General features: G+C 54.5%; 22 protein-coding genes and 1 pseudogene. All 23 read left to right on the top strand.

All coding sequences use genetic code 11. The annotated features are described in order from the left end of the window. The first annotated feature begins 4 nt into the window (after positions 1-4). The 23 genes and pseudogenes from ffh (at position 5) to flgC (ending at position 19,240) form a co-directional block, all read left to right on the top strand. Complete coding sequence (ffh, locus tag CD000_RS09520) at positions 5-1,345, top strand: signal recognition particle protein (RefSeq protein WP_011230696.1); 1,341 nt, start codon at positions 5-7, stop codon at positions 1,343-1,345. Between the two features lie 94 nt (positions 1,346-1,439). After that, complete coding sequence (gene rpsP / locus CD000_RS09515) at positions 1,440-1,712, top strand: 30S ribosomal protein S16 (protein ID WP_011230697.1); 273 nt, start codon at positions 1,440-1,442, stop codon at positions 1,710-1,712. Positions 1,713-1,723: 11 nt separating this feature from the next. Beyond that, positions 1,724-1,960: a KH domain-containing protein gene (locus tag CD000_RS09510; RefSeq protein WP_011230698.1), complete on the top strand. Its 237-nt coding sequence runs from the start codon at positions 1,724-1,726 to the stop codon at positions 1,958-1,960. Between the two features lie 88 nt (positions 1,961-2,048). Further along, positions 2,049-2,435, top strand: coding sequence for a YlqD family protein (locus CD000_RS09505; RefSeq protein WP_011230699.1), 387 nt, complete (start codon positions 2,049-2,051; stop codon positions 2,433-2,435). Between the two features lie 15 nt (positions 2,436-2,450). Continuing rightward, positions 2,451-2,969: a ribosome maturation factor RimM gene (gene rimM / locus CD000_RS09500; protein WP_015374399.1), complete on the top strand. Its 519-nt coding sequence runs from the start codon at positions 2,451-2,453 to the stop codon at positions 2,967-2,969. Continuing rightward, positions 2,969-3,703, top strand: coding sequence for a tRNA (guanosine(37)-N1)-methyltransferase TrmD (gene trmD, locus CD000_RS09495; protein WP_011230701.1), 735 nt, complete (start codon positions 2,969-2,971; stop codon positions 3,701-3,703). Before rimM ends, trmD begins: the two co-directional genes overlap by 1 nt. Before the next feature lie 135 nt (positions 3,704-3,838). Further along, on the top strand, positions 3,839-4,195 hold the full coding sequence (rplS, locus tag CD000_RS09490; RefSeq protein WP_013145772.1) for a 50S ribosomal protein L19: 357 nt from the start codon (positions 3,839-3,841) through the stop codon (positions 4,193-4,195). 119 nt (positions 4,196-4,314) lie between these two features. Continuing rightward, entirely contained in the window at positions 4,315-4,869 is a 555-nt protein-coding gene (gene lepB / locus CD000_RS09485; RefSeq protein WP_013145771.1) for a signal peptidase I, read from the top strand. Between the two features lie 12 nt (positions 4,870-4,881). After that, entirely contained in the window at positions 4,882-5,748 is an 867-nt protein-coding gene (gene ylqF, locus CD000_RS09480; RefSeq protein ID WP_013145770.1) for a ribosome biogenesis GTPase YlqF, read from the top strand. A gap of 85 nt (positions 5,749-5,833) precedes the next feature. Then, entirely contained in the window at positions 5,834-6,610 is a 777-nt protein-coding gene (locus tag CD000_RS09475; protein ID WP_096225532.1) for a ribonuclease HII, read from the top strand. A 48-nt stretch (positions 6,611-6,658) separates the two neighbouring features. Further along, on the top strand, positions 6,659-8,212 hold the full coding sequence (locus CD000_RS09470) for a cytosolic protein (RefSeq protein ID WP_096225531.1): 1,554 nt from the start codon (positions 6,659-6,661) through the stop codon (positions 8,210-8,212). After that, the gene (locus tag CD000_RS09465; protein WP_096225530.1) at positions 8,209-8,514 is read left to right on the top strand and encodes an EscU/YscU/HrcU family type III secretion system export apparatus switch protein; all 306 of its coding nucleotides are present in this window, start codon (positions 8,209-8,211) and stop codon (positions 8,512-8,514) included. The genes CD000_RS09470 and CD000_RS09465 overlap by 4 nt, the downstream gene beginning before the upstream one ends. A gap of 99 nt (positions 8,515-8,613) precedes the next feature. Further along, on the top strand, positions 8,614-9,774 hold the full coding sequence (gene sucC, locus CD000_RS09460) for an ADP-forming succinate--CoA ligase subunit beta (protein WP_011230708.1): 1,161 nt from the start codon (positions 8,614-8,616) through the stop codon (positions 9,772-9,774). Positions 9,775-9,791: 17 nt separating this feature from the next. Then, on the top strand, positions 9,792-10,694 hold the full coding sequence (gene sucD / locus CD000_RS09455; protein WP_011230709.1) for a succinate--CoA ligase subunit alpha: 903 nt from the start codon (positions 9,792-9,794) through the stop codon (positions 10,692-10,694). 321 nt (positions 10,695-11,015) lie between these two features. Further along, positions 11,016-11,897: a DNA-processing protein DprA gene (dprA, locus tag CD000_RS09450; RefSeq protein ID WP_014195444.1), complete on the top strand. Its 882-nt coding sequence runs from the start codon at positions 11,016-11,018 to the stop codon at positions 11,895-11,897. A gap of 78 nt (positions 11,898-11,975) precedes the next feature. Beyond that, a complete protein-coding gene (topA, locus tag CD000_RS09445) occupies positions 11,976-14,051 on the top strand; it encodes a type I DNA topoisomerase (RefSeq protein ID WP_011230711.1) in 2,076 nt (691 codons plus the stop codon). A 95-nt stretch (positions 14,052-14,146) separates the two neighbouring features. Further along, on the top strand, positions 14,147-15,049 hold the full coding sequence (gene xerC, locus CD000_RS09440; RefSeq protein ID WP_096225529.1) for a tyrosine recombinase XerC: 903 nt from the start codon (positions 14,147-14,149) through the stop codon (positions 15,047-15,049). 23 nt (positions 15,050-15,072) lie between these two features. Next, the gene (gene hslV / locus CD000_RS09435; RefSeq protein ID WP_011230713.1) at positions 15,073-15,615 is read left to right on the top strand and encodes an ATP-dependent protease subunit HslV; all 543 of its coding nucleotides are present in this window, start codon (positions 15,073-15,075) and stop codon (positions 15,613-15,615) included. Positions 15,616-15,632: 17 nt separating this feature from the next. After that, positions 15,633-17,027: an ATP-dependent protease ATPase subunit HslU gene (gene hslU / locus CD000_RS09430; protein WP_096226271.1), complete on the top strand. Its 1,395-nt coding sequence runs from the start codon at positions 15,633-15,635 to the stop codon at positions 17,025-17,027. Positions 17,028-17,043: 16 nt separating this feature from the next. Next, positions 17,044-17,823, top strand: a complete 780-nt coding sequence (gene codY / locus CD000_RS09425) for a GTP-sensing pleiotropic transcriptional regulator CodY (RefSeq protein WP_033008156.1) — start codon at positions 17,044-17,046, stop codon at positions 17,821-17,823. A gap of 300 nt (positions 17,824-18,123) precedes the next feature. After that, positions 18,124-18,399, top strand: a pseudogene (locus tag CD000_RS09420) (transposase); the annotation flags it as partial. Beyond that, entirely contained in the window at positions 18,395-18,784 is a 390-nt protein-coding gene (gene flgB, locus CD000_RS09415) for a flagellar basal body rod protein FlgB (protein WP_096225528.1), read from the top strand. The pseudogene CD000_RS09420 and the gene flgB, both read left to right, overlap by 5 nt. Positions 18,785-18,787: 3 nt before the next feature. Continuing rightward, positions 18,788-19,240, top strand: a complete 453-nt coding sequence (gene flgC, locus CD000_RS09410; protein WP_011230717.1) for a flagellar basal body rod protein FlgC — start codon at positions 18,788-18,790, stop codon at positions 19,238-19,240. Positions 19,241-19,256: the final 16 nt, after the last annotated feature.

The raw sequence follows: 19,256 nt of genomic DNA, 5'->3' as shown, positions 1-19,256 counted from the left end.
CGCCATGGCGTTTGAAGGACTGTCTGAACGTTTGCAGCAGGTGATGAACCGCATCCGCGGCAAAGGGAAAGTCACCGAAGCGGATGTCAAAGAGATGATGCGCGAAGTGCGCCTTGCGCTTTTGGAAGCTGACGTCAACTTTAAAGTCGTCAAAGATTTCATCAGACAGGTGAGCGAGCGGGCTGTCGGGCAGGAAGTGATGAAAAGCTTAACGCCGGGCCAGCAAGTGATCAAAATCGTCAAGGAAGAGCTGACGGCGTTAATGGGCGGTGAGCAAAGCCAAATCGCTGTCGCGAAGAAACCGCCGACCGTTGTGATGATGGTCGGGTTGCAAGGGGCCGGGAAAACGACGACCACCGGGAAGCTGGCCAACTTGCTGCGCAAACGGCATAACCGGAAGCCGCTTCTGGTGGCTGCCGACGTTTACCGCCCGGCGGCGATCAAACAGCTTGAGACGCTTGGCAAGCAGCTCGACATGCCTGTCTTTTCGTTAGGCGAGCACGCCAATCCGGTTGAAATCGCGAAACAGGCGCTCGAGCGGGCGAAAGAAGAGCATTATGATTACGTGCTCATCGACACAGCCGGCCGCCTCCACATTGATGAAGCGCTCATGGATGAACTGAAGCAAATGAAAGAAGCGGTCAAGCCGGATGAAATTTTCCTCGTCGTTGACGCCATGACCGGGCAAGATGCCGTCAATGTCGCACAAAGCTTCCATGAGCAGCTCGGCATCACCGGGGTGATTTTGACGAAGCTGGACGGCGACACGCGCGGCGGGGCGGCGCTGTCGATTCGCGCCGTCACCGGAGCGCCGATCAAGTTTGCTGGGATGGGCGAAAAACTTGACGCTTTGGAGCCGTTCCATCCGGAGCGAATGGCGTCGCGCATTTTAGGCATGGGCGATGTCCTGACGCTCATCGAAAAAGCGCAGGCGGCCGTCGACGAAGAGAAGGCGAAGGAGCTCGAACAAAAAATGCGCACGGCCACCTTCACGCTTGACGACTTTTTGGAGCAGCTCGGCCAAGTGCGCAAGCTCGGACCGCTTGACGAACTGATTAAAATGCTGCCGGGCGCCAACAAAATCAAAGGGCTCGCCAACATCCAAGTCGATGAAAAGCAAATCGCCCGCGTTGAGGCGATCATCCGCTCGATGACGAAAGAAGAGAAAACGCATCCGGAAATCATCAACGCTAGCCGCAAAAAGCGGATCGCCAAAGGAAGCGGCACGACGGTGCAGGAAGTAAACCGGCTTTTGAAGCAATTTGACGAGATGAAAAAAATGATGAAAATGATGACGAATATGCCAAAAGGGAAAAAGAAAGGATTCCGTTTTCCATTTATGTAAATGAAGATCTGTTAAGCGAAAAACCTTTACAAACGGAAAAAGAATTGTTAATATACTATCTTGTGTGAACTCTATACGGAGGTGCGTACTGACTATGGCAGTAAAAATTCGTTTAAAACGCATGGGAACAAAGAAAAAACCATTCTATCGCATCGTGGTAGCTGATTCGCGCTCGCCGCGCGACGGTCGTTTTATCGAAACGATCGGCACGTACGATCCGGTCGCTGAGCCGGCGCAAGTGAAAATTGATGAGGAATTGGCGCTCAAATGGCTGCAAAACGGCGCCAAACCATCGGATACGGTGCGCAGCTTGCTGTCGAAGCAAGGCATTTTAGAGAAGTTCCATAACTTGAAATACGGCAAATAAGCGAGATGCACATGAAGCCGCTCATTGAAACGATCGTCAAGGCGCTTGTCGATCATCCGGAGGCGGTGGCGGTTGAGCGCCGCGAAGAAGAGACGGCCGTCATCTATGAGCTGTCCGTGCATGAAGACGACACTGGCAAAGTGATCGGCAAACAAGGGCGGACGATCCAGGCGATTCGCACGGTCGTTGCCGCCGCCGCGGCCGGATCGCCAAAGCGGGTTGTTGTGCAAGTGAAAGACAAAGGGTGAGGATGTTCCTCTCCCTTTTTTGATATGATGCCAAAGGGCGCAAAAATGACCCGGGTGCCGTTCATTCCGTGTCAAAAGGGGGAAGAGGATGAAGCTCATTCAAACGGTTGAGGTGCGGCAAATCGTCACCGAACGGAGCAAACAAGAGCTTGCCGCCGCGTTTTTGGCGCGCAAGCAGCAGCTCGAGCGCGAGTGCGACCAGCTTCGTTTTGAACAGAAACGAATGGAGAAAAGCGGAAACTATCCGCCCGCTTTAGTGAAACAATATTTTGCCAAAGAGATCGACGAGCGGATGGAGAAAATGAAACTGCTTGAGTTTCAGCTCGAACAATTACATATGCTACCGTTAGGGAGCGAATTGAAAGAGCGGGAAGTCGAGGCGCTCGTTGAGGTGAACGTCGGCGACCGTTGGGAAGAGGTGACAAAAACGCGCGCCATCATCATTGAAGACGGCGTCGTCAAAGAGATTCGCTAAGAAGGGATGAAAGCGATGGAACGATGGTTTAATGTCGGAAAAATTGTCAATACGCACGGCATTCGCGGCGAAGTGCGCGTCATTTCGCGCACCGACTTTCCTGAAGAACGGTATAAAAAAGGAAACAAGCTGTACATTTTCCGCGAACGGGACACGGAACCGATTGAAGTCACGGTGAAAAGCCACCGCGTCCATAAATCGTTTGACTTGTTGTCGTTTGAAGGCTATGACAGCATCAACGATGTGGAACGGTTTAAGGGAGCGATGCTGAAGGTGCCGGAAAGCCAGCTCGGCGAACTCGCGGAAGGGGAATATTATTTCCATGAGATCATCGGCTGCACTGTCGTGACAGAAGGCGGGGAGACCATCGGCGCGGTAAAGGAAATTTTGACTCCAGGGGCGAACGACGTCTGGGTCGTCCGGCGCGAAGACGGATCGGAAGCGCTCATTCCGTACATTGACGAGGTCGTTTTGCACGTCGATCCGGATCGGAAAACGATCATCATCCGGCCGATGGAAGGGCTGCTCGAGTGATGCGGATCGATATTTTAACGTTGTTTCCCGGCATGTTTTCCGGGGTGTTGAGCGAGTCGATTTTAAAGAAGGCGCAAGAAAAAGGGGCCGTCGACATCCGCCTTATTGATTTTCGCGAGTTTGCCGACAACAAGCATAAAACGGTCGACGATTATCCGTATGGCGGCGGCGCCGGCATGGTGCTCAAGCCGCAGCCGATTTTTGACGCGGTGGAACACGTGACGGCTGGATCGCCTGGCGCCCGCATCATTTTGCTTTGCCCGCAAGGCGAGCGCTACACGCAAAAAAAGGCGGAAGAGCTGGCGAAAGAAACGCATTTGGTGCTCATTTGCGGCCATTACGAAGGGTATGACGAACGCATCCGCCAATATTTAGCAACCGATGAAATTTCGATCGGCGACTATATTTTAACAGGCGGGGAACTCGGCGCCATGGTCATTGTCGACAGCGTCGTCCGTCTTCTCCCCGGGGTGCTCGGCAATGAGGCGTCGCCGGTCGATGACTCGTTCAGCTCCGGGCTGCTTGAGTATCCGCAATACACAAGACCGGCCGATTTCCGCGGCATGAAAGTGCCGGATATTCTGCTTTCTGGCAACCATCAGCTCATCGCCGAGTGGCGCGAGAAGGAATCGCTCCGGCGCACGTTTTTGCGCCGTCCGGACTTGCTCGATGAATATCCGCTTACAGACAAGCAAAAGCAATGGCTGAAAGAGTGGGAAAAGGAGCGCGAATAGCTATTGCCTGAGTCAACAGTTTATGCTATCATGTCTTTTGTGTGACCTTAAGCGATTGGCTTGAGGATGGAAAACGATGTTCCGCTGCAATGAAGAGATCATTGGCATGAACATCTGTGGAAGGAGTGGATCATGATGCATCATTTAATCCAAGAGATTACGAAAGAACAACTGCGGACGGATTTGCCGGATTTCCGCCCGGGCGACACGGTGCGCGTTCATGTGAAAGTCGTCGAAGGCAACCGCGAACGCATCCAAGTGTTTGAAGGTGTCGTCATTAAACGGCGCGGAGCGGGCATCAGCGAAACGTTCACGGTCCGCAAAGTGTCCTATGGCGTCGGCGTTGAGCGCACATTCCCGGTGCATACGCCGAAAATCGCCAAGCTGGAAGTCATCCGCCGCGGGAAAGTCCGCCGCGCGAAATTGTACTACTTGCGCGAACTTCGCGGCAAAGCGGCGCGCATCAAGGAAAATACGAACGCAGCGCAATAATGGACAACGGTGGATCACAGCGGAAAAGGAGCTTGCTTTCAAGCTCCTTTTTTCACTACCGCCAATGATGATTACGGTAGTGATCCACGACTGCAAACTTTGATTTAGGTGGGTGGACAATGGAACAGAAAAAAAGCGAATGGCGTGAATGGATGAAAGCGATCGTCGTTGCCGTCTTGCTCGCCGGGGGCATCCGCTACTTTATTTTCGCTCCGATCATCGTCGACGGTTATTCGATGATGCCGACATTACATAACCATGAGCGGATGATCGTCAATAAACTGGCGTATAAAATCGGCATGCCGCACCGTTTCGATATCATTGTTTTTCACGCTGAAGAAGGGAGAGACTATATTAAGCGAGTCATCGGCCTGCCGGGCGACCGAATTGAATACAAAAATGATACGCTCTATATCAATGGCAAGCCGTATGAAGAGCCGTATTTGGACGAGTATAAAAAGCAGTTGTCCGACGGCGGTCCACTGACGGAATCGTTCACTTTGGAGGAACTGACCGGGCGAAGCACGGTGCCGCCGGGGCATTTGTTTGTCATGGGCGACAATCGCCGTTTCAGCAAAGACAGCCGCCATATCGGCTTCATTCCGATGTCCAAAGTCGTTGGCAAGGCGAATCTTGTGTATTGGCCGCTTTCTGACGCCCGGATTGTGAAATAAACGAGGCAGGTGATGCCAATGACAGTGATTCAATGGTTCCCCGGCCATATGGCGAAGGCCAAGCGGGAAGTGCAAGAAAAATTAAAGTTGATCGACGTAGCGTTTGAGCTGCTTGACGCCCGTGTGCCGATGTCCTCGCGCAACCCGATGATCGACGAGATTCTCGGACAAAAGCCGCGCCTCATTTTGCTCAATAAGGCTGATATGGCCGATGAGGCGGTGACCGAACAGTGGATCCGCTATTTCCACGATCAAGGGCGGCTGGCTTTGCCCATCGATGCTCAAAGCGGAACAGGAGTCCGGCAAATCGCGGCGGCAGCGAAAGAGATGGTGAAAGACAAATTCGAGAAAATGCGGGCGAAAGGGATTAAAAACCCGCGCCCGGTTCGGGCGCTCATCGTCGGCATCCCGAACGTCGGCAAGTCGACGCTGATCAACCGGCTCGCCGGCCGCCATATCGCGAAAACCGGCGACAAGCCGGGGGTGACAAAAGCGCAGCAATGGATCAAAGTGGGCAAAGAAATGGAGCTGCTTGATACCCCAGGCATCCTATGGCCGAAATTTGAGGATGAGGACGTGGGCTACAAGTTGGCGGTGACCGGCGCCATTAAGGACGAAATTTTAAACTTGCAGGATGTCGCCGTCTATGCGCTCCGCTTTTTGTCGACTCACTATCCCAACCGGCTTGCGGAGCGCTACGGCCTTGATGACATTCCTGATGACATCGTCGCCTTGTTTGACGCCATCGGAAGGCGGCGCGGCTGCTTGACGTCAGGCGGCGCTGTTGACTACGATAAAGTGGCTGACATCGTTTTGTATGACATCCGCACGGAAAAATTAGGCCGCTTAAGCTTTGAAACGCCCGCTTCACGGACGTAGCGCGTCCGGCGGGCGTTTTTTGCCGGCGGTGCTTTACGGTCGGCCAAACAGAGCCGATAGTAATAAGTAGAAGAGGGAGAGGAGCATGAAGCGGTATACGGTGAAAGACATTGAAGCGCTGCTTCCGAAGCTTGGCGCGGACGACCCGCGCTGGGAGATGCTGCGGCGCGATGAACGGAAAAGCGTGCAGGCGCTGCTTGCCCGTTTTGTGAAACAAAAAGAGCGGGAAAAAGCGATGCGGCGGCGTTGGGAGGAGTTGATGCGCTATGAGCGTGAACTGTACGCCGCCGGCATCGAACGAATCGCCGGCATTGACGAGGCCGGGCGCGGGCCGCTTGCTGGCCCGGTCGTCGCGGCGGCGGTCATTTTGCCGCCTGACGCCTACTTGCCAGGGCTTGACGATTCGAAACGGCTGACAGCAGCCAAGCGCGAGGCGTTGTTTGCGCAAATTGAGGCGTGTGCGGTTGCGGTCGGCATCGGCATTGTCAGTGCGGCGGAAATTGATGAGCGGAATATTTACGAGGCGACGAAACAGGCGATGGCAAAGGCGGTCAGCGCGCTGTCGCCGCCGCCTGACTACTTGCTCGTTGATGCGATGGCGGTGCCGTGCGCGCTGCCGCAGCGGCGTCTGATGAAAGGCGATGCCAACAGCGCTTCGATCGCCGCGGCTTCCATTATGGCCAAAGTGACGCGCGACCGGCTGATGAAAGAGCTCGACCGCCGCTATCCGCAGTACGGGTTTGCCCGCCATATGGGCTACGGGACGCCGGAGCATCTCGAGGCGCTCCGCCGTTATGGCATAACGCCGGAGCACCGCCGCTCGTTCGCGCCGGTAAAGGAAGCGGCGGGCGTTGAAAATTAGCCGGCCCCACGGCTGGGATGCGGGCCGAGACGAAAGGGGGAAAGCAAAATGGTGGAGCGGATGGAACGAACCGTTCCTGTGGCCGCCGTCCGTGATGCGGCGTCAAGCGGACAGTTTCGGCCGGGGCAGGCGGTTGTCGGCCGAATCGAGCGGGTGGAAGAGGCGGAGACGGGGGAGCGGACAGCGCTTGTCCGCACCGGCGGCCGCCTCGTGCGCGCCCGCCTCGAGGCGCCGCTTGCCGCCGGGCGCACGTACTTGTTTGAAATCAAGGAAAGCGGCAGCAACGTTTACTGGAAAGCGGTCGCGCTTTCCGAACCGGAGCAGGCGGTTTCCCGTGAAGATGTCGTCCGCCGATGGCAGCAGGCGTGGAAGCTGCCCGAGGCCGCGCTCCCGGTGCTTCGCCAAGCGCTGAAGGCAGGCGCGGCCGTAACGAAAGAAGAAGCGGCGGAACTGGCCGCAGCGGTGCGGAAAACCGGCCGGCCGGCCGACGCGGAGGAGGTGCTTGCTTATTTGTTCCACCGCCGCCTCCCGCCGTCTCCCGCCGTATTTCGCGCACTGTGGGCGGCGCGGACCGGAGAGCCGCTCGCAGTGCAGCTTGAAAGGCTAAAAGCGGTGTTCACTGAACGTTCTTCAGGCCCGATGGCGCCGGTGTTCAAGCAGGCGGCCGACCGTCTTCTTTCGCCGCCGCTGTTCGCCTATGAGGCAGCGGTGCGCCTGTTGTTGACAGCGGAAGAAGGAGCGGAGGGGCCGGCTCATGCGCTTCTTTTCCGCCTCGGGCTTGTTCCGCTGCCGGCAGGGCGGATGGCCGCCATTCAGAACGCCATGCAGCAGCGGCAGTTTGCTGAAGTCGGGAAGCTGCTCGGCCTGACGGACGAGGAAGCGTTTTTCGCGCGCTTTGCCGCTGTCGATGCCGCCTGCAAAAGCGGTGCGCTGTCAGAGGCGGAAGCGAAGCTGTGGACGTCTGTCCGCACGGCCGGCGACCCGGCGCTGTCGCTGTTTCATTGGTTGAGGCGGATCGCTGGCCGCCTCGGGCTTGAGGATGAGGCGATGCTCGCCGAAGCGTTGAAAACAAGAGGCGCGCCGCCGATGGCTCCTTCGTTGAGACGGCTGCTTCTTCATCTGCTCGGCGGAGCGGGAAGCAAAGAGGCAGAAGCCGCGGCGGAAGCGTTTCTTGACCGCCTTGACGGAATGGCCGTCATCGCCGGAAGCGATGGGCCTGTCGGGCACATTTGGATTTCTTTTCCTTTGCCGCTGGGCGGGCGCAACCACGATTTTTCGGTTTATTGGCAAGGGCGGCGGAAGGATGGAGGGGCGCTTGATCCCGATTATAGCCGCATCGTTTGCAGCGTCACGCTCGAACAACTGGGCGGGATTTTGATCGATATGCGTGTGCAGCGGCGGATCGTCCACATTTCCCTTTTTCACGATGATCCGAGGCTGCCGGAGCTCGCTCATCGCTTTGCCCCGCTGGTGAAAGAGCGTCTTCAGGCGCACGGTTATCTGCTGTCGGGCATTGATGTGAAAGCGGCCGAAGCTAGTCCCCCGGCCCCTTCCGTGCTGCCGTTTGCCGGCTGCAGCAGCGAGGTGGATTGGCGCGTATGAGCGAGGAGCGGAAAAAAGCGGTCGCCCTGTCCTATGACGCGGCGGTTCACGAAGCGCCTGTCGTGAAAGCGAAGGGAGCGGGAACGGCGGCGGAAGCGATCATCGCTGCCGCCCGACAGCATGGCGTGCCGATTCGAAAGGACCCGTCGCTCGTTGAACTTCTCAGCAAAGTGGAAATCGATAACACGATTCCGGAAGCGCTGTATGCGGTTGTGGCGGAGTTGTTTGCGTTCCTTTATCAGCTGGATCAGGCGGCGAAACAGGAAACGGAGGGGAAAAGGAATGATTTTCCAATCTCCTAATTTCTCAATTTTGCGGCGAAACGGTGGACAAGCGGGAAATGTTAGGTATAAAATGAAAGCGCTAAGACTTTTTCAGTTTCATACATAGGAGGTTGGCGCATGAACATTCATGAATACCAAGCAAAAGAAATTTTGCGAAGCTATGGTGTGAGCGTGCCGAACGGCCGCGTCGCGTTCACGGTGGATGAAGCGGTCGAAGCGGCGAAAGAGCTCGGCGCGCCGGTGTGTGTCGTCAAAGCGCAAATTCATGCCGGCGGGCGCGGCAAAGCGGGCGGGGTGAAAGTGGCAAAAAGCCTCGAGGAAGTCCGTACATACGCCAGCGAATTGCTCGGCAAAGTGCTCGTCACCCATCAAACCGGCCCGGAAGGAAAAGAAGTGAAACGGCTGTTGATTGAAGAAGGGTGCGACATCCAAAAAGAATACTACATCGGCCTTGTCGTCGACCGCGCCACCTCGCGCGTCGTGTTAATGGGGTCGGAAGAAGGCGGAACGGAAATCGAAGAAGTGGCGGCGAAAACGCCGGAGAAAATTTTTAAAGAATACATCGATCCAGCCGTCGGGCTCCAAGCGTTCCAAGCGCGCCGATTGGCTTTCAACATCAACATTCCGAAGCATCTCGTCAACCAAGCGGTCAAATTTATGATGGGCTTGTACCAAGTGTTTGTCGATAAAGACTGCTCGATCGCCGAAATCAACCCGCTTGTCGTCACCGGCGACGGCAAAGTGATGGCGCTTGATGCGAAGCTGAATTTCGATTCAAACGCCTTATACCGCCATCCGGACATCCTTGAATACCGCGACTTGGATGAAGAAGACCCGAAAGAAGTCGAAGCGTCGAAATACGACTTGAACTACATCGCTCTTGACGGCAACATCGGCTGCATGGTCAACGGCGCCGGCTTGGCGATGGCGACAATGGACATCATCAAATATTACGGAGGCGAGCCGGCCAACTTCCTCGATGTCGGCGGCGGCGCCAGCGAGGAAAAAGTAAGGGAAGCGTTCAAAATCATTTTGTCCGACCCAAACGTCAAAGGCATTTTCGTCAACATTTTCGGCGGCATTATGAAATGCGATGTCATCGCGAGCGGCATCGTCGCGGCGACGAAGCAAGTCGGTTTGACGCTTCCGCTTGTCGTCCGGCTTGAAGGAACGAACGTTGAGCTTGGGAAAAAGATTTTGCAAGAGTCAGGCTTAAACATTATTGCGGCCGAATCGATGGCGGACGGAGCACAAAAAATCGTCGAGCTAGTACGTTAAGAAAGCGAGGGAGACACGTGAGCGTTTTTGTCAATAAAGACACGAAAGTGATCGTGCAAGGGATTACCGGTTCGCAAGGGCTGTTCCATACAAAGCAGATGATCGAGTACGGGACGAACATCGTCGGCGGCGTCACGCCGGGCAAAGGCGGCACGGAAGTCGAAGGCGTGCCGGTGTTTGACACTGTTTCGGAAGCGGTCGAAAGAACGGGAGCGAACGCCTCGGTCATTTACGTTCCGCCGGCCTTCGCTGCGGATGCCATCATGGAAGCGGTCGACGCGGGACTCGACCTTGTCGTTTGCATCACCGAAGGTATTCCGGTGCTTGATATGGTGAAAGTGAAACGGTACATGGAGGGCAAAAAGACGCGCCTCATCGGCCCGAACTGCCCGGGCGTCATTACGCCGGAAGAGTGCAAAATCGGCATTATGCCGGGCTATATCCATAAAAAAGGACATGTCGGCATTGTTTCCCGTTCCGGCACGCTGACGTACGAAGCCGTTCACCAACTGACGCAAGCCGGCATCGGCCAGTCGACGGCGGTCGGCATCGGCGGCGACCCGGTCAACGGCACAAACTTCATCGATGTGTTGAAGGCGTTTAATGAAGACGAAGAAACGTACGCGGTCATTATGATCGGCGAAATCGGCGGCACGGCGGAAGAAGAAGCGGCCGAATGGGTGAAAGCGAACATGACGAAACCGGTCGTCGGCTTTATCGGCGGGCAAACGGCGCCTCCGGGCAAACGGATGGGCCATGCCGGCGCGATCATTTCCGGCGGCAAAGGCACGGCCGCAGAGAAAATCAAAAAAATGACCGAATGCGGCATTAAAGTGGCGGAAACGCCGGCCGTCATCGGCGAAACGCTCATTTCTGTGCTGAAAGAACGCGGCTTGTACGAAAAATGCAAAACGCACTAATGGTTTGGCCCCGCACGTCCTCGTGCGGGGTGTTGCATATCATGCTATAGATGCAATTTGAAGCTTTACCATTTGCCGCTTTTACAGAGCAATTGGATCGACTGTCGGGCGACCGAACAACGCTGCTTAAAGACCCATGTATGGGTCTGTGAAGCGGGTGGCTGTTCGATCTTCCGTCACGCCAAGGCGTGACGAGGAAGCCTGCGGCTTGCCTCCGACAGTCGAAAAAATAGACAGGCGGCTTTTCCGTCAAGGATATGTTAAACGTTTTCGTTGCACCTATAGATCCATGTTGAAGGTGAAAAAAGAAAGGGGAGCAGTATGTACGATACGGTCCGCGACCGACTTATCCATCTCCATCATTGCCGCGGGGCGGGATGGAAGACGATTCATTCCTTGCTTAAGGCTGATCCGACGCTCACCGCTCCATTTTCTCTGCCTCCTCATGATCTCCGCCCGCTCGTTCCGCTTTCCGACGCTCAATGGACCGCTTTTTTTCATGATTTGCATTCCATCGATGTGCAACGTGTGATAAAAACATATAAGGGCCGGTGCATTCGTGTGATCACTGTATTTGATTCCGACTATCCACCGCTGCTTAAATATATATACGCCCCGCCGTGGGTGCTGTATGCAAAGGGGGACTCCGCTTTGCTTCAGGAGCGGAAACTGATCAGCATCGTTGGCACGAGGCGGCCGACGAAGGAAGGAATCGAAGCGTTGAACAAATTGGTGCCGCCGCTTGTTGCCGCCGGCTTTACGATCGTCAGCGGGCTCGCGTTTGGGATTGACGTGTGCGCCCACCAACTCGCCGTCCAGCATGGCGGGTCGACGATCGCCGTCATCGCCGGTGGGCTGGACCACATTTATCCGAAAGAACATCGACCGTTCGCCACCCGGCTGATGAACGAACAGTTGGTCATCGCTGAGCATCCGCCGGCAACGCGCCCACAGGCATGGCAGTTTCCCGCACGCAATCGCATCATCAGCGGGCTGTCGCTCGGCACGCTTGTCGTGCAGGCGAAGCGAAAAAGCGGTTCGCTCATTACCGCCGCGTATGCGCTTGAGCAAGGGCGGGAAGTGTTCGCCGTCCCCGGCCCGATCGGTTTGGCGGAATCCGCCGGGCCGAATACGCTCATTCAGCACGGGGCAAAACTAGTGCAAGAAGCGGCGGACATTTTGGATGAATTCCCGTACGTGTAATGCACATGTTTGACAAATGCGGCAATAATCATTAATAATAATGAAGATTTCAATTTACCTCCTAGGGGTGGAAGATGGATGTCAGACTACTTAGTTATCGTCGAATCGCCAACGAAAGCGAAGACGATCGAACGATACTTGGGAAAAAAATATACAGTCAAAGCGTCGATGGGCCACGTCCGCGATTTGCCAAAAAGCCAAATGGGCGTTGATATAGACCACGGCTACGAGCCGAAATACATTACGATCCGCGGCAAAGGCCAGGTGATCAAAGAGTTGAAAACGGCGGCGAAAAAAGCGAAAAAAGTGTTTCTTGCCGCCGACCCCGATCGCGAAGGAGAGGCGATCGCCTGGCATTTGGCCCACATGCTCGATCTGGACATTCACTCTGATTGCCGCGTTGTCTTTCATGAGATCACGAAGGATGCTATTCAGCAATCGTTTCAGCAGCCGCGCGCGATCAATATGAATCTTGTTGACGCCCAGCAGGCGCGGCGCGTGCTCGACCGCCTCGTCGGCTATAACATCAGCCCGCTCTTATGGAAAAAGGTGAAAAAAGGATTAAGCGCCGGCCGCGTCCAATCGGTGGCGCTGCGCCTCATCATCGATCGGGAACGAGAAATTCGCGAGTTTCAGCCGGAAGAATATTGGACGATTCAAGCGACGTTTCAAAAAGAAGGAGAGACGTTTGCCGCCTCGTTTTACAGTATTGACGGACAAAAGCGCGATTTAAAGACGGAGGCGGATGTGAAAGCCGTGCTGGACCGCTTAAACGGAACGGCATTTGCGGTGAAAACGGTGACAAAACGAGAGCGCAAGCGCAGCCCCGTGCCGCCGTTTACGACGTCGTCGCTTCAGCAGGAAGCGGCGCGCAAACTGAATTTCCGGACGAAAAAGACGATGATGATCGCCCAGCAGCTGTACGAAGGAATCGATCTTGGCAGCGAAGGGACGGTCGGTTTGATCACGTATATGCGCACCGATTCAACGCGCGTCGCCGAGACGGCGCAGCAAGAGGCGGCGGCATATATCGAGGCGACGTTCGGCGCTATGTATGTCAACCAGGAAAAGCGGAAAGAGAAGAAAAGCACGAACGCCCAAGACGCCCACGAAGCGATTCGCCCGACATCGGCATTTCGCGATCCGGACAAAGTGAAACCGTATTTGACGCGCGACCAGTTTCGGTTGTATAAACTCATTTGGGAACGGTTCATCGCCAGTCAAATGGCGGCCGCCGTGCTTGACACCATGAGCGTCGAGTTGGAAAACAACGGTGTCGTGTTCCGCGCCAGCGGCTCGAAGGTGAAATTTCCAGGGTTTATGAAAGTGTATATTGAAGGAACGGACGATCAAACGGAAGAGCAGGACCGTATCCTCCCGGATTTGGAAGAAGAGGAAACGGTTGAGAGCGAAACGATCGAATCGAAGCAGCACTTTACTCAGCCGCCGCCGCGCTACACGGAAGCCCGCCTCGTCAAAACGTTGGAGGAACTCGGCATCGGCCGCCCGTCGACGTATGCCCCGACGCTTGATACGATCCAAAAACGCAACTATGTCGTCCTTGAGAACAAGCGGTTTGTCCCGACCGAGCTCGGCGAAATCGTTGTAGAGCTGATGCTCGAATTTTTCCCGGAAATTATCGATGTCGAGTTTACGGCGAAAATGGAAAAAGAATTGGACGAAATTGAAGAAGGGAAAGTGGAATGGATCAAAGTCGTCGACGAGTTTTACCGCGAATTTGAAAAACGGTTGAAAGTGGCGGAAAAAGAAATGCGCGCAGTTGAGATTAAGGATGAGCCGGCCGGCATTGACTGCGAGGTGTGCGGCAGTCCGATGGTGTACAAAATGGGCCGTTTCGGCAAGTTTATCGCCTGCTCGAATTTTCCGGAATGCCGCCATACGAAGCCGATTGTCAAAGAAATCGGCGTCAAGTGCCCGAAATGCCGCGAGGGCAACATCGTCGAGCGCAGCACGAAAAGAAAGCGGGTGTTTTACGGCTGCGACCGTTTCCCGGATTGCGACTTCGTCTCGTGGGATAAACCGCTCGCCCGCCCGTGTCCGAAATGCGCGGGGCTGCTTGTGGAGAAAGTGCTGAAAAAAGGTGTGCAAGTGCAATGCACGGCGTGCGACTATGAAGAGCGGCTAGAAGCTTGAATAGGCATCGGATACAATTCAGAATTTTATAAAAAAACAGTTGCATTCATGCGGATGAATATGGTACGATGTAGTAGCCGTTGCGGGGTGAGGCGATGGAGAATTCGAAACTTGTGTTACAATTATTCATGGAATATTTACAAATCGAGAAAAATTATTCACAATATACTATTGTGTGTTACCGGCGTGACATTGAGCAGTTTTTCCGGTTTATGGATGAGGAAGGAATCGGCGCACTCAATGAAGTGTCCTACAGCGACGTTCGTTTATATTTGACGAAACTATACGAGCAACAGTTGGCCAGCCGTTCGGTCGCCCGCAAAATTTCGAGTCTGCGCAGCTTTTACAAGTTTTTGTTGCGCGAAGGGCGGGCGGCCGAAAACCCGTTTGCGCTCGCGACACTGCCGAAAAAAGAGCAAAAAATTCCTAATTTTTTATACCCAAAAGAATTAGAAGCATTGTTTCTTGTCAATGATGAAAATACGGCCCTAGGCCAGCGCAATGCGGCGCTGCTTGAGTTGTTGTACGCGACTGGCGCTCGGGTTAGTGAATGTTGTCACATACAGCTGTCTGATGTCGATTTTGTTGCGGAAACCGTGCTCATTCACGGCAAAGGAAACAAGCAGCGCTACGCTCCGTTCGGCCGTCCGGCCCGCGAAGCGCTTGAACGGTATATCCATAGGGGCCGACGCGAACTGACAAGAAAGCTGCCGGCGGACCACCGCTATTTATTTGTCAACGCCCGAGGCAATCCGCTCACGCCTCGGGGAGTGCGCCATATTTTGGATCGGATTGTCGAAGCCGCTGCGCTGACGCAAAACATCAGCCCGCACGTGCTTCGGCATACGTTTGCGACTCATTTGCTCAACGAAGGGGCCGATCTCCGTTCAGTGCAGGAACTGCTCGGTCATGCGCATTTGTCATCGACGCAAGTGTATACACATGTAACGAAAGACCGGCTGCGGCATATTTATTTGCAGGCGCATCCGCGGGCGTAACCCGCAGGCAAGGAGGGGAAATGATGGGAGCCTTTCATGCGACGACAATTTTTGCCATCCGCCATAACGGCGCATCCGCCATGGCTGGAGACGGCCAAGTGACGTTCGGCAATGCGGTCGTCATGAAGCATACAGCGAAAAAAGTGCGGCGGCTGTTCCAAGGAAACGTGCTCGCCGGTTTTGCCGGCTCCGTCGCTGACGCGTTTACGCTGTTTGAAATGTTTGAAGGCAAGCTCGAACAATGGAATGGCAACTTGCCGCGCGCGGCGGTTGAGCTGGCGAAAGAGTGGCGGAGCGATAAAGTGTTGCGCCGCCTCGAGGCGATGCTCATTGTTATGGACAAACAGCATTTGTTGCTTGTCTCCGGCACGGGCGAAGTGATTGAGCCGGATGATGGCATGCTTGCCATCGGCTCGGGCGGTCAGTATGCGTTGGCTGCTGGGCGTGCGTTGAAGAAGTACGCCGGCGGCTCGATGACCGCGAAAGAGATTGCCAAGGCGGCGCTCGAGATCGCTGCTGACATTTGCGTTTATACGAACGGCCATATTATTGTCGAAGAGCTGTAAAAAGGAGGAGGCCGATGATGGCGGAAACGTTGACTCCACGGCAGATTGTCGAAAAGCTCGATCAGTTCATCGTCGGGCAAAAAGAGGCAAAAAAGGCGGTGGCGATCGCGCTTCGCAACCGGTACCGCCGCAGTTTGCTCGATGAAAAATTGCGCGATGAAGTGATGCCGAAAAACATTTTAATGATCGGCCCGACCGGGGTCGGGAAGACCGAGATCGCCCGCCGGCTCGCCAAACTCGTCGGCGCCCCGTTCATCAAAGTCGAAGCGACGAAATTCACCGAAGTCGGTTATGTCGGGCGCGACGTCGAATCGATGGTGCGCGATTTGGTGGAAACGTCAGTTCGGATCGTGAAAGAACGAAAAATGAACGAAGTGAAAGACAGGGCTGAACAGCAGGCGAACAAGCGGCTTGTTGAACTGCTTGTTCCGGGCAAGCCAAAGCAGACAATCAAAAATCCGCTTGAGCTGCTGTTTGGCGGCCAAGGAGCCCAAGCGGACAACAGCTACAGCCATGAGGATGAACAGGTGGAACAAAAGCGGCGCCAAGTTGCTTGGCAGTTGGCAAACGGGCAGTTGGAGAACGAGATGGTGACGATTGAAATCGAGGAACAGACGCCGTTATGGTTTGACTTTTTGCAAGGGGCAGGCATTGAGCAGATGGGGATGAACATGCAGGACGCCTTGAGCAGCCTCATGCCGAAGCGGCGCAAAAAGCGGCGTCTCAAAGTGAGTGAAGCGCGCAAAGTGCTCATCAACGAGGAAGCGCAAAAGCTGATCGACATGGATGAAGTGACGCAAGAGGCCGTCCGCCTGGCTGAACAGTCCGGCATCATTTTTATCGATGAAATCGACAAAATCGCCCGCAGCGGAGCGGTGTCCGGCTCGGCCGACGTCTCGCGCGAAGGGGTGCAGCGCGACATTTTGCCAATTGTCGAAGGGTCGACCGTCATGACGAAGTACGGACCGGTGAAAACAGACCATATTTTATTCATCGCCGCCGGCGCGTTCCATATGGCGAAACCGTCGGATTTGATCCCTGAGCTGCAAGGCCGTTTCCCGATCCGCGTCGAACTTGCGAAACTTTCGGTCGACGATTTCGTAAGAATATTAGTCGAGCCGAATAACGCGCTCATTAAACAATATCAAGCTCTTTTGGCAACAGAAGGTATAAGTCTTGAATTTTCTGACGATGCTATTCGTAAGATTGCCGAGGTGGCGTTTGAAGTAAACCAGACGACCGACAACATCGGTGCGCGCCGGTTGTACACGATTTTGGAAAAACTGCTGGAAGACTTGCTGTTTGAGGCGCCGGACATCGGAATCGACAAGGTCGTCATCACACCGCAATATGTCGAGCAAAAACTCGGCAGCATCGTCAAAAACAAAGATTTAAGCGAGTTTATTTTATGAGGAGGAGATGAAATCAATGAACTTGCTAGAGAAAACGCGGAAAATCAACGCCATGCTGCAGAAGGCGGCCGGGCGGCCGGTCAATTTCAAAGAGATGGCGGAAACGCTTTGCGATGTCATTGAAGCGAACGTGTTCGTCGTCAGCCGCCGCGGCAAACTGCTTGGCTTCGCCATTAAACAATCGATTGAAAACGAACGGATGAAGCGGATGCTGGAGGAGCGCCAGTTTCCGGAAGAATACACGAAAAACTTGTTCAACATTACGGAAACGTCTCCTAATATTGATATTAATAGCGAATATACGGCGTTTCCAGTGGAAAATCGTGACTTGTTCAAAACCGGCTTGACGACGATTGTTCCGATCAACGGCGGAGGCGAGCGGCTCGGCACGCTCATTTTATCGCGCCTTGACCGCGAGTTTGACAATGACGATCTCATTTTGGCTGAATACGGTGCGACGGTCGTCGGCATGGAAATTCTGCGTGAAAAGGCGGAAGAAATTGAAGAGGAAGCGCGCAGCAAGGCGGTCGTGCAAATGGCGATCAGCTCCCTTTCTTACAGCGAGCTTGAGGCGATCGAACACATTTTTGAGGAGCTTGACGGAACGGAAGGACTGCTTGTCGCGAGCAAAATCGCCGACCGCGTCGGCATCACCCGCTCGGTCATTGTCAATGCTCTGCGCAAACTAGAAAGCGCCGGCGTGATCGAATCGCGCTCGCTCGGCATGAAAGGAACGTACATTAAAGTATTGAACGACAAGTTTTTAAGCGAACTTGAAAAATTGAAATCAAGCTGAACGGCGCAGCCGCCTAAGCCCGCTGGGTATTCTGGCCCGGCGGGTTTTTTGTTTTGACAAACATCCTTGGCATCGTTTTTCTGTCATGGCATCGTCGAAAAATGGTACCAAGTTCCGTCTATACATTAGGTTTTCTTTCCCGTAAAATGAAAATTAGGAAAATTAGGGCCCTTCACCACAAGTTGTACTTGATCATTTAAGGTAGGTGTGCATAGAGGGTACAAAAAATGCGAATTTTCCTGTATGGTAAAGGTGACCAAACCAAACCATGGAGGAAAATTCGCATGTACTCTCAGTTTATACGACTATGGAGTGGCGATCATGGATGCCGAAACGGGAGAAGTGTATGCCATGGAAGCAGGAAAGAACGAGGAAGCCATTGGGCGTGCATTGGCTCATGTGTCTCGTTCCGTTCAGTATGTCGTGAGTGACTTGGCTCCAGCGATGAAAAAAGCGATTCAACGGGTTTGCCCAGAGGCGACACATGTCGTCGACTATTTCCATGTCATTCAGCTGTTTACCGATGCGTTAGAACGTTGTCGCAAATATTTGGGCAAAGGAGGGGATTCCATTGGCGCTCTTTTCAGCGACGATCGGTTGGCTTGAACAAGGGCTTCGCTACGCTGCGCTTCGCCAACAGGCGATCGCCGACAACATCGCCAACGCCGATACGCCGGGCTATAAGGCGAAAGATGTGCGCTTTCAGGCGGAGCTTGACCGGGCGCTTGCCCTTGAGGCCAAACGGACGGATCCGCGCCATTTTCCGTTTCGAAACGAACAGAATGGAAAAATTGTCGTGACGACCAATGCCAGCATCAGTTACAATCATAATGGAAACAGTGTCGATATCGATCAAGAAATGTCAAAACTAGCAGAAAACCAAATTTATTACAATGCCTTAATCGAGCGGCTCAACGGCAAATTTACAACGTTGAAAACAGTGATTAAAGGAGGGAAATAACGGGTGTCTTTGTTTCAAAGTCTAAACATTTCGGCTTCGGCGTTGACCGCCCAACGGTTGCGCATGGACGTGATTGCCTCCAACATCGCTAACGTCGATACGACGCGCGCCCGCCTTGTCAACGGCGAATGGGAGCCGTACCGCCGCAAAATGGTCATCATCGAACCGCGCAGCGGGTCGTTTTCGGGCTATTTGCAGGCTGCGCTCGGCCGTGCCGACGCGGTGGACGGCGGAGTGCGGGTGCGCGAAATTGTCGATGATCCGGCGCCGTTTAAACTCGTCTACGACCCGAATCACCCGGATGCGGGCGCCGACGGCTATGTGCGTCTGCCAAACGTCGACCCGCTGAAAGAAATGGTGGACTTGATCGGGGCGACGCGTTCGTATGAGGCGAACGTTACGGTGTTGAATGCTTCAAAAGGAATGCTCATGAAGGCGCTCGAGATCGGGAAATAGCATGCGAGGGGGATAA

This window comes from Geobacillus sp. FJAT-46040 (assembly GCF_002335725.1).
In the GTDB taxonomy this organism is placed as follows: Bacteria; Bacillota; Bacilli; order Bacillales; family Anoxybacillaceae; genus Geobacillus; species Geobacillus thermoleovorans.
This window is presented reverse-complemented; position numbering and strand designations above follow the sequence as displayed.

What these genes read in the sequence shown, in the direction of transcription:
- CD000_RS09470 (WP_096225531.1), top strand. Translation starts at nt 6,659, where the DNA reads ATGGTGGAGCGGATGGAACGAACCGTTCCTGTGGCCGCCGTCCGTGAT.
- dprA (WP_014195444.1), top strand. Translation starts at nt 11,016, where the DNA reads ATGTACGATACGGTCCGCGACCGACTTATCCATCTCCATCATTGCCGC.
- CD000_RS09510 (WP_011230698.1), top strand. Translation starts at nt 1,724, where the DNA reads ATGAAGCCGCTCATTGAAACGATCGTCAAGGCGCTTGTCGATCATCCG.
- hslU (WP_096226271.1), top strand. Translation starts at nt 15,633, where the DNA reads ATGGCGGAAACGTTGACTCCACGGCAGATTGTCGAAAAGCTCGATCAG.
- topA (WP_011230711.1), top strand. Translation starts at nt 11,976, where the DNA reads ATGTCAGACTACTTAGTTATCGTCGAATCGCCAACGAAAGCGAAGACG.
- ffh (WP_011230696.1), top strand. Translation starts at nt 5, where the DNA reads ATGGCGTTTGAAGGACTGTCTGAACGTTTGCAGCAGGTGATGAACCGC.
- hslV (WP_011230713.1), top strand. Translation starts at nt 15,073, where the DNA reads ATGGGAGCCTTTCATGCGACGACAATTTTTGCCATCCGCCATAACGGC.
- rplS (WP_013145772.1), top strand. Translation starts at nt 3,839, where the DNA reads ATGCATCATTTAATCCAAGAGATTACGAAAGAACAACTGCGGACGGAT.
- CD000_RS09475 (WP_096225532.1), top strand. Translation starts at nt 5,834, where the DNA reads ATGAAGCGGTATACGGTGAAAGACATTGAAGCGCTGCTTCCGAAGCTT.
- lepB (WP_013145771.1), top strand. Translation starts at nt 4,315, where the DNA reads ATGGAACAGAAAAAAAGCGAATGGCGTGAATGGATGAAAGCGATCGTC.
- xerC (WP_096225529.1), top strand. Translation starts at nt 14,147, where the DNA reads ATGGAGAATTCGAAACTTGTGTTACAATTATTCATGGAATATTTACAA.
- sucC (WP_011230708.1), top strand. Translation starts at nt 8,614, where the DNA reads ATGAACATTCATGAATACCAAGCAAAAGAAATTTTGCGAAGCTATGGT.
- ylqF (WP_013145770.1), top strand. Translation starts at nt 4,882, where the DNA reads ATGCCAATGACAGTGATTCAATGGTTCCCCGGCCATATGGCGAAGGCC.
- trmD (WP_011230701.1), top strand. Translation starts at nt 2,969, where the DNA reads ATGCGGATCGATATTTTAACGTTGTTTCCCGGCATGTTTTCCGGGGTG.
- rimM (WP_015374399.1), top strand. Translation starts at nt 2,451, where the DNA reads ATGGAACGATGGTTTAATGTCGGAAAAATTGTCAATACGCACGGCATT.
- CD000_RS09465 (WP_096225530.1), top strand. Translation starts at nt 8,209, where the DNA reads ATGAGCGAGGAGCGGAAAAAAGCGGTCGCCCTGTCCTATGACGCGGCG.
- codY (WP_033008156.1), top strand. Translation starts at nt 17,044, where the DNA reads ATGAACTTGCTAGAGAAAACGCGGAAAATCAACGCCATGCTGCAGAAG.
- CD000_RS09505 (WP_011230699.1), top strand. Translation starts at nt 2,049, where the DNA reads ATGAAGCTCATTCAAACGGTTGAGGTGCGGCAAATCGTCACCGAACGG.
- rpsP (WP_011230697.1), top strand. Translation starts at nt 1,440, where the DNA reads ATGGCAGTAAAAATTCGTTTAAAACGCATGGGAACAAAGAAAAAACCA.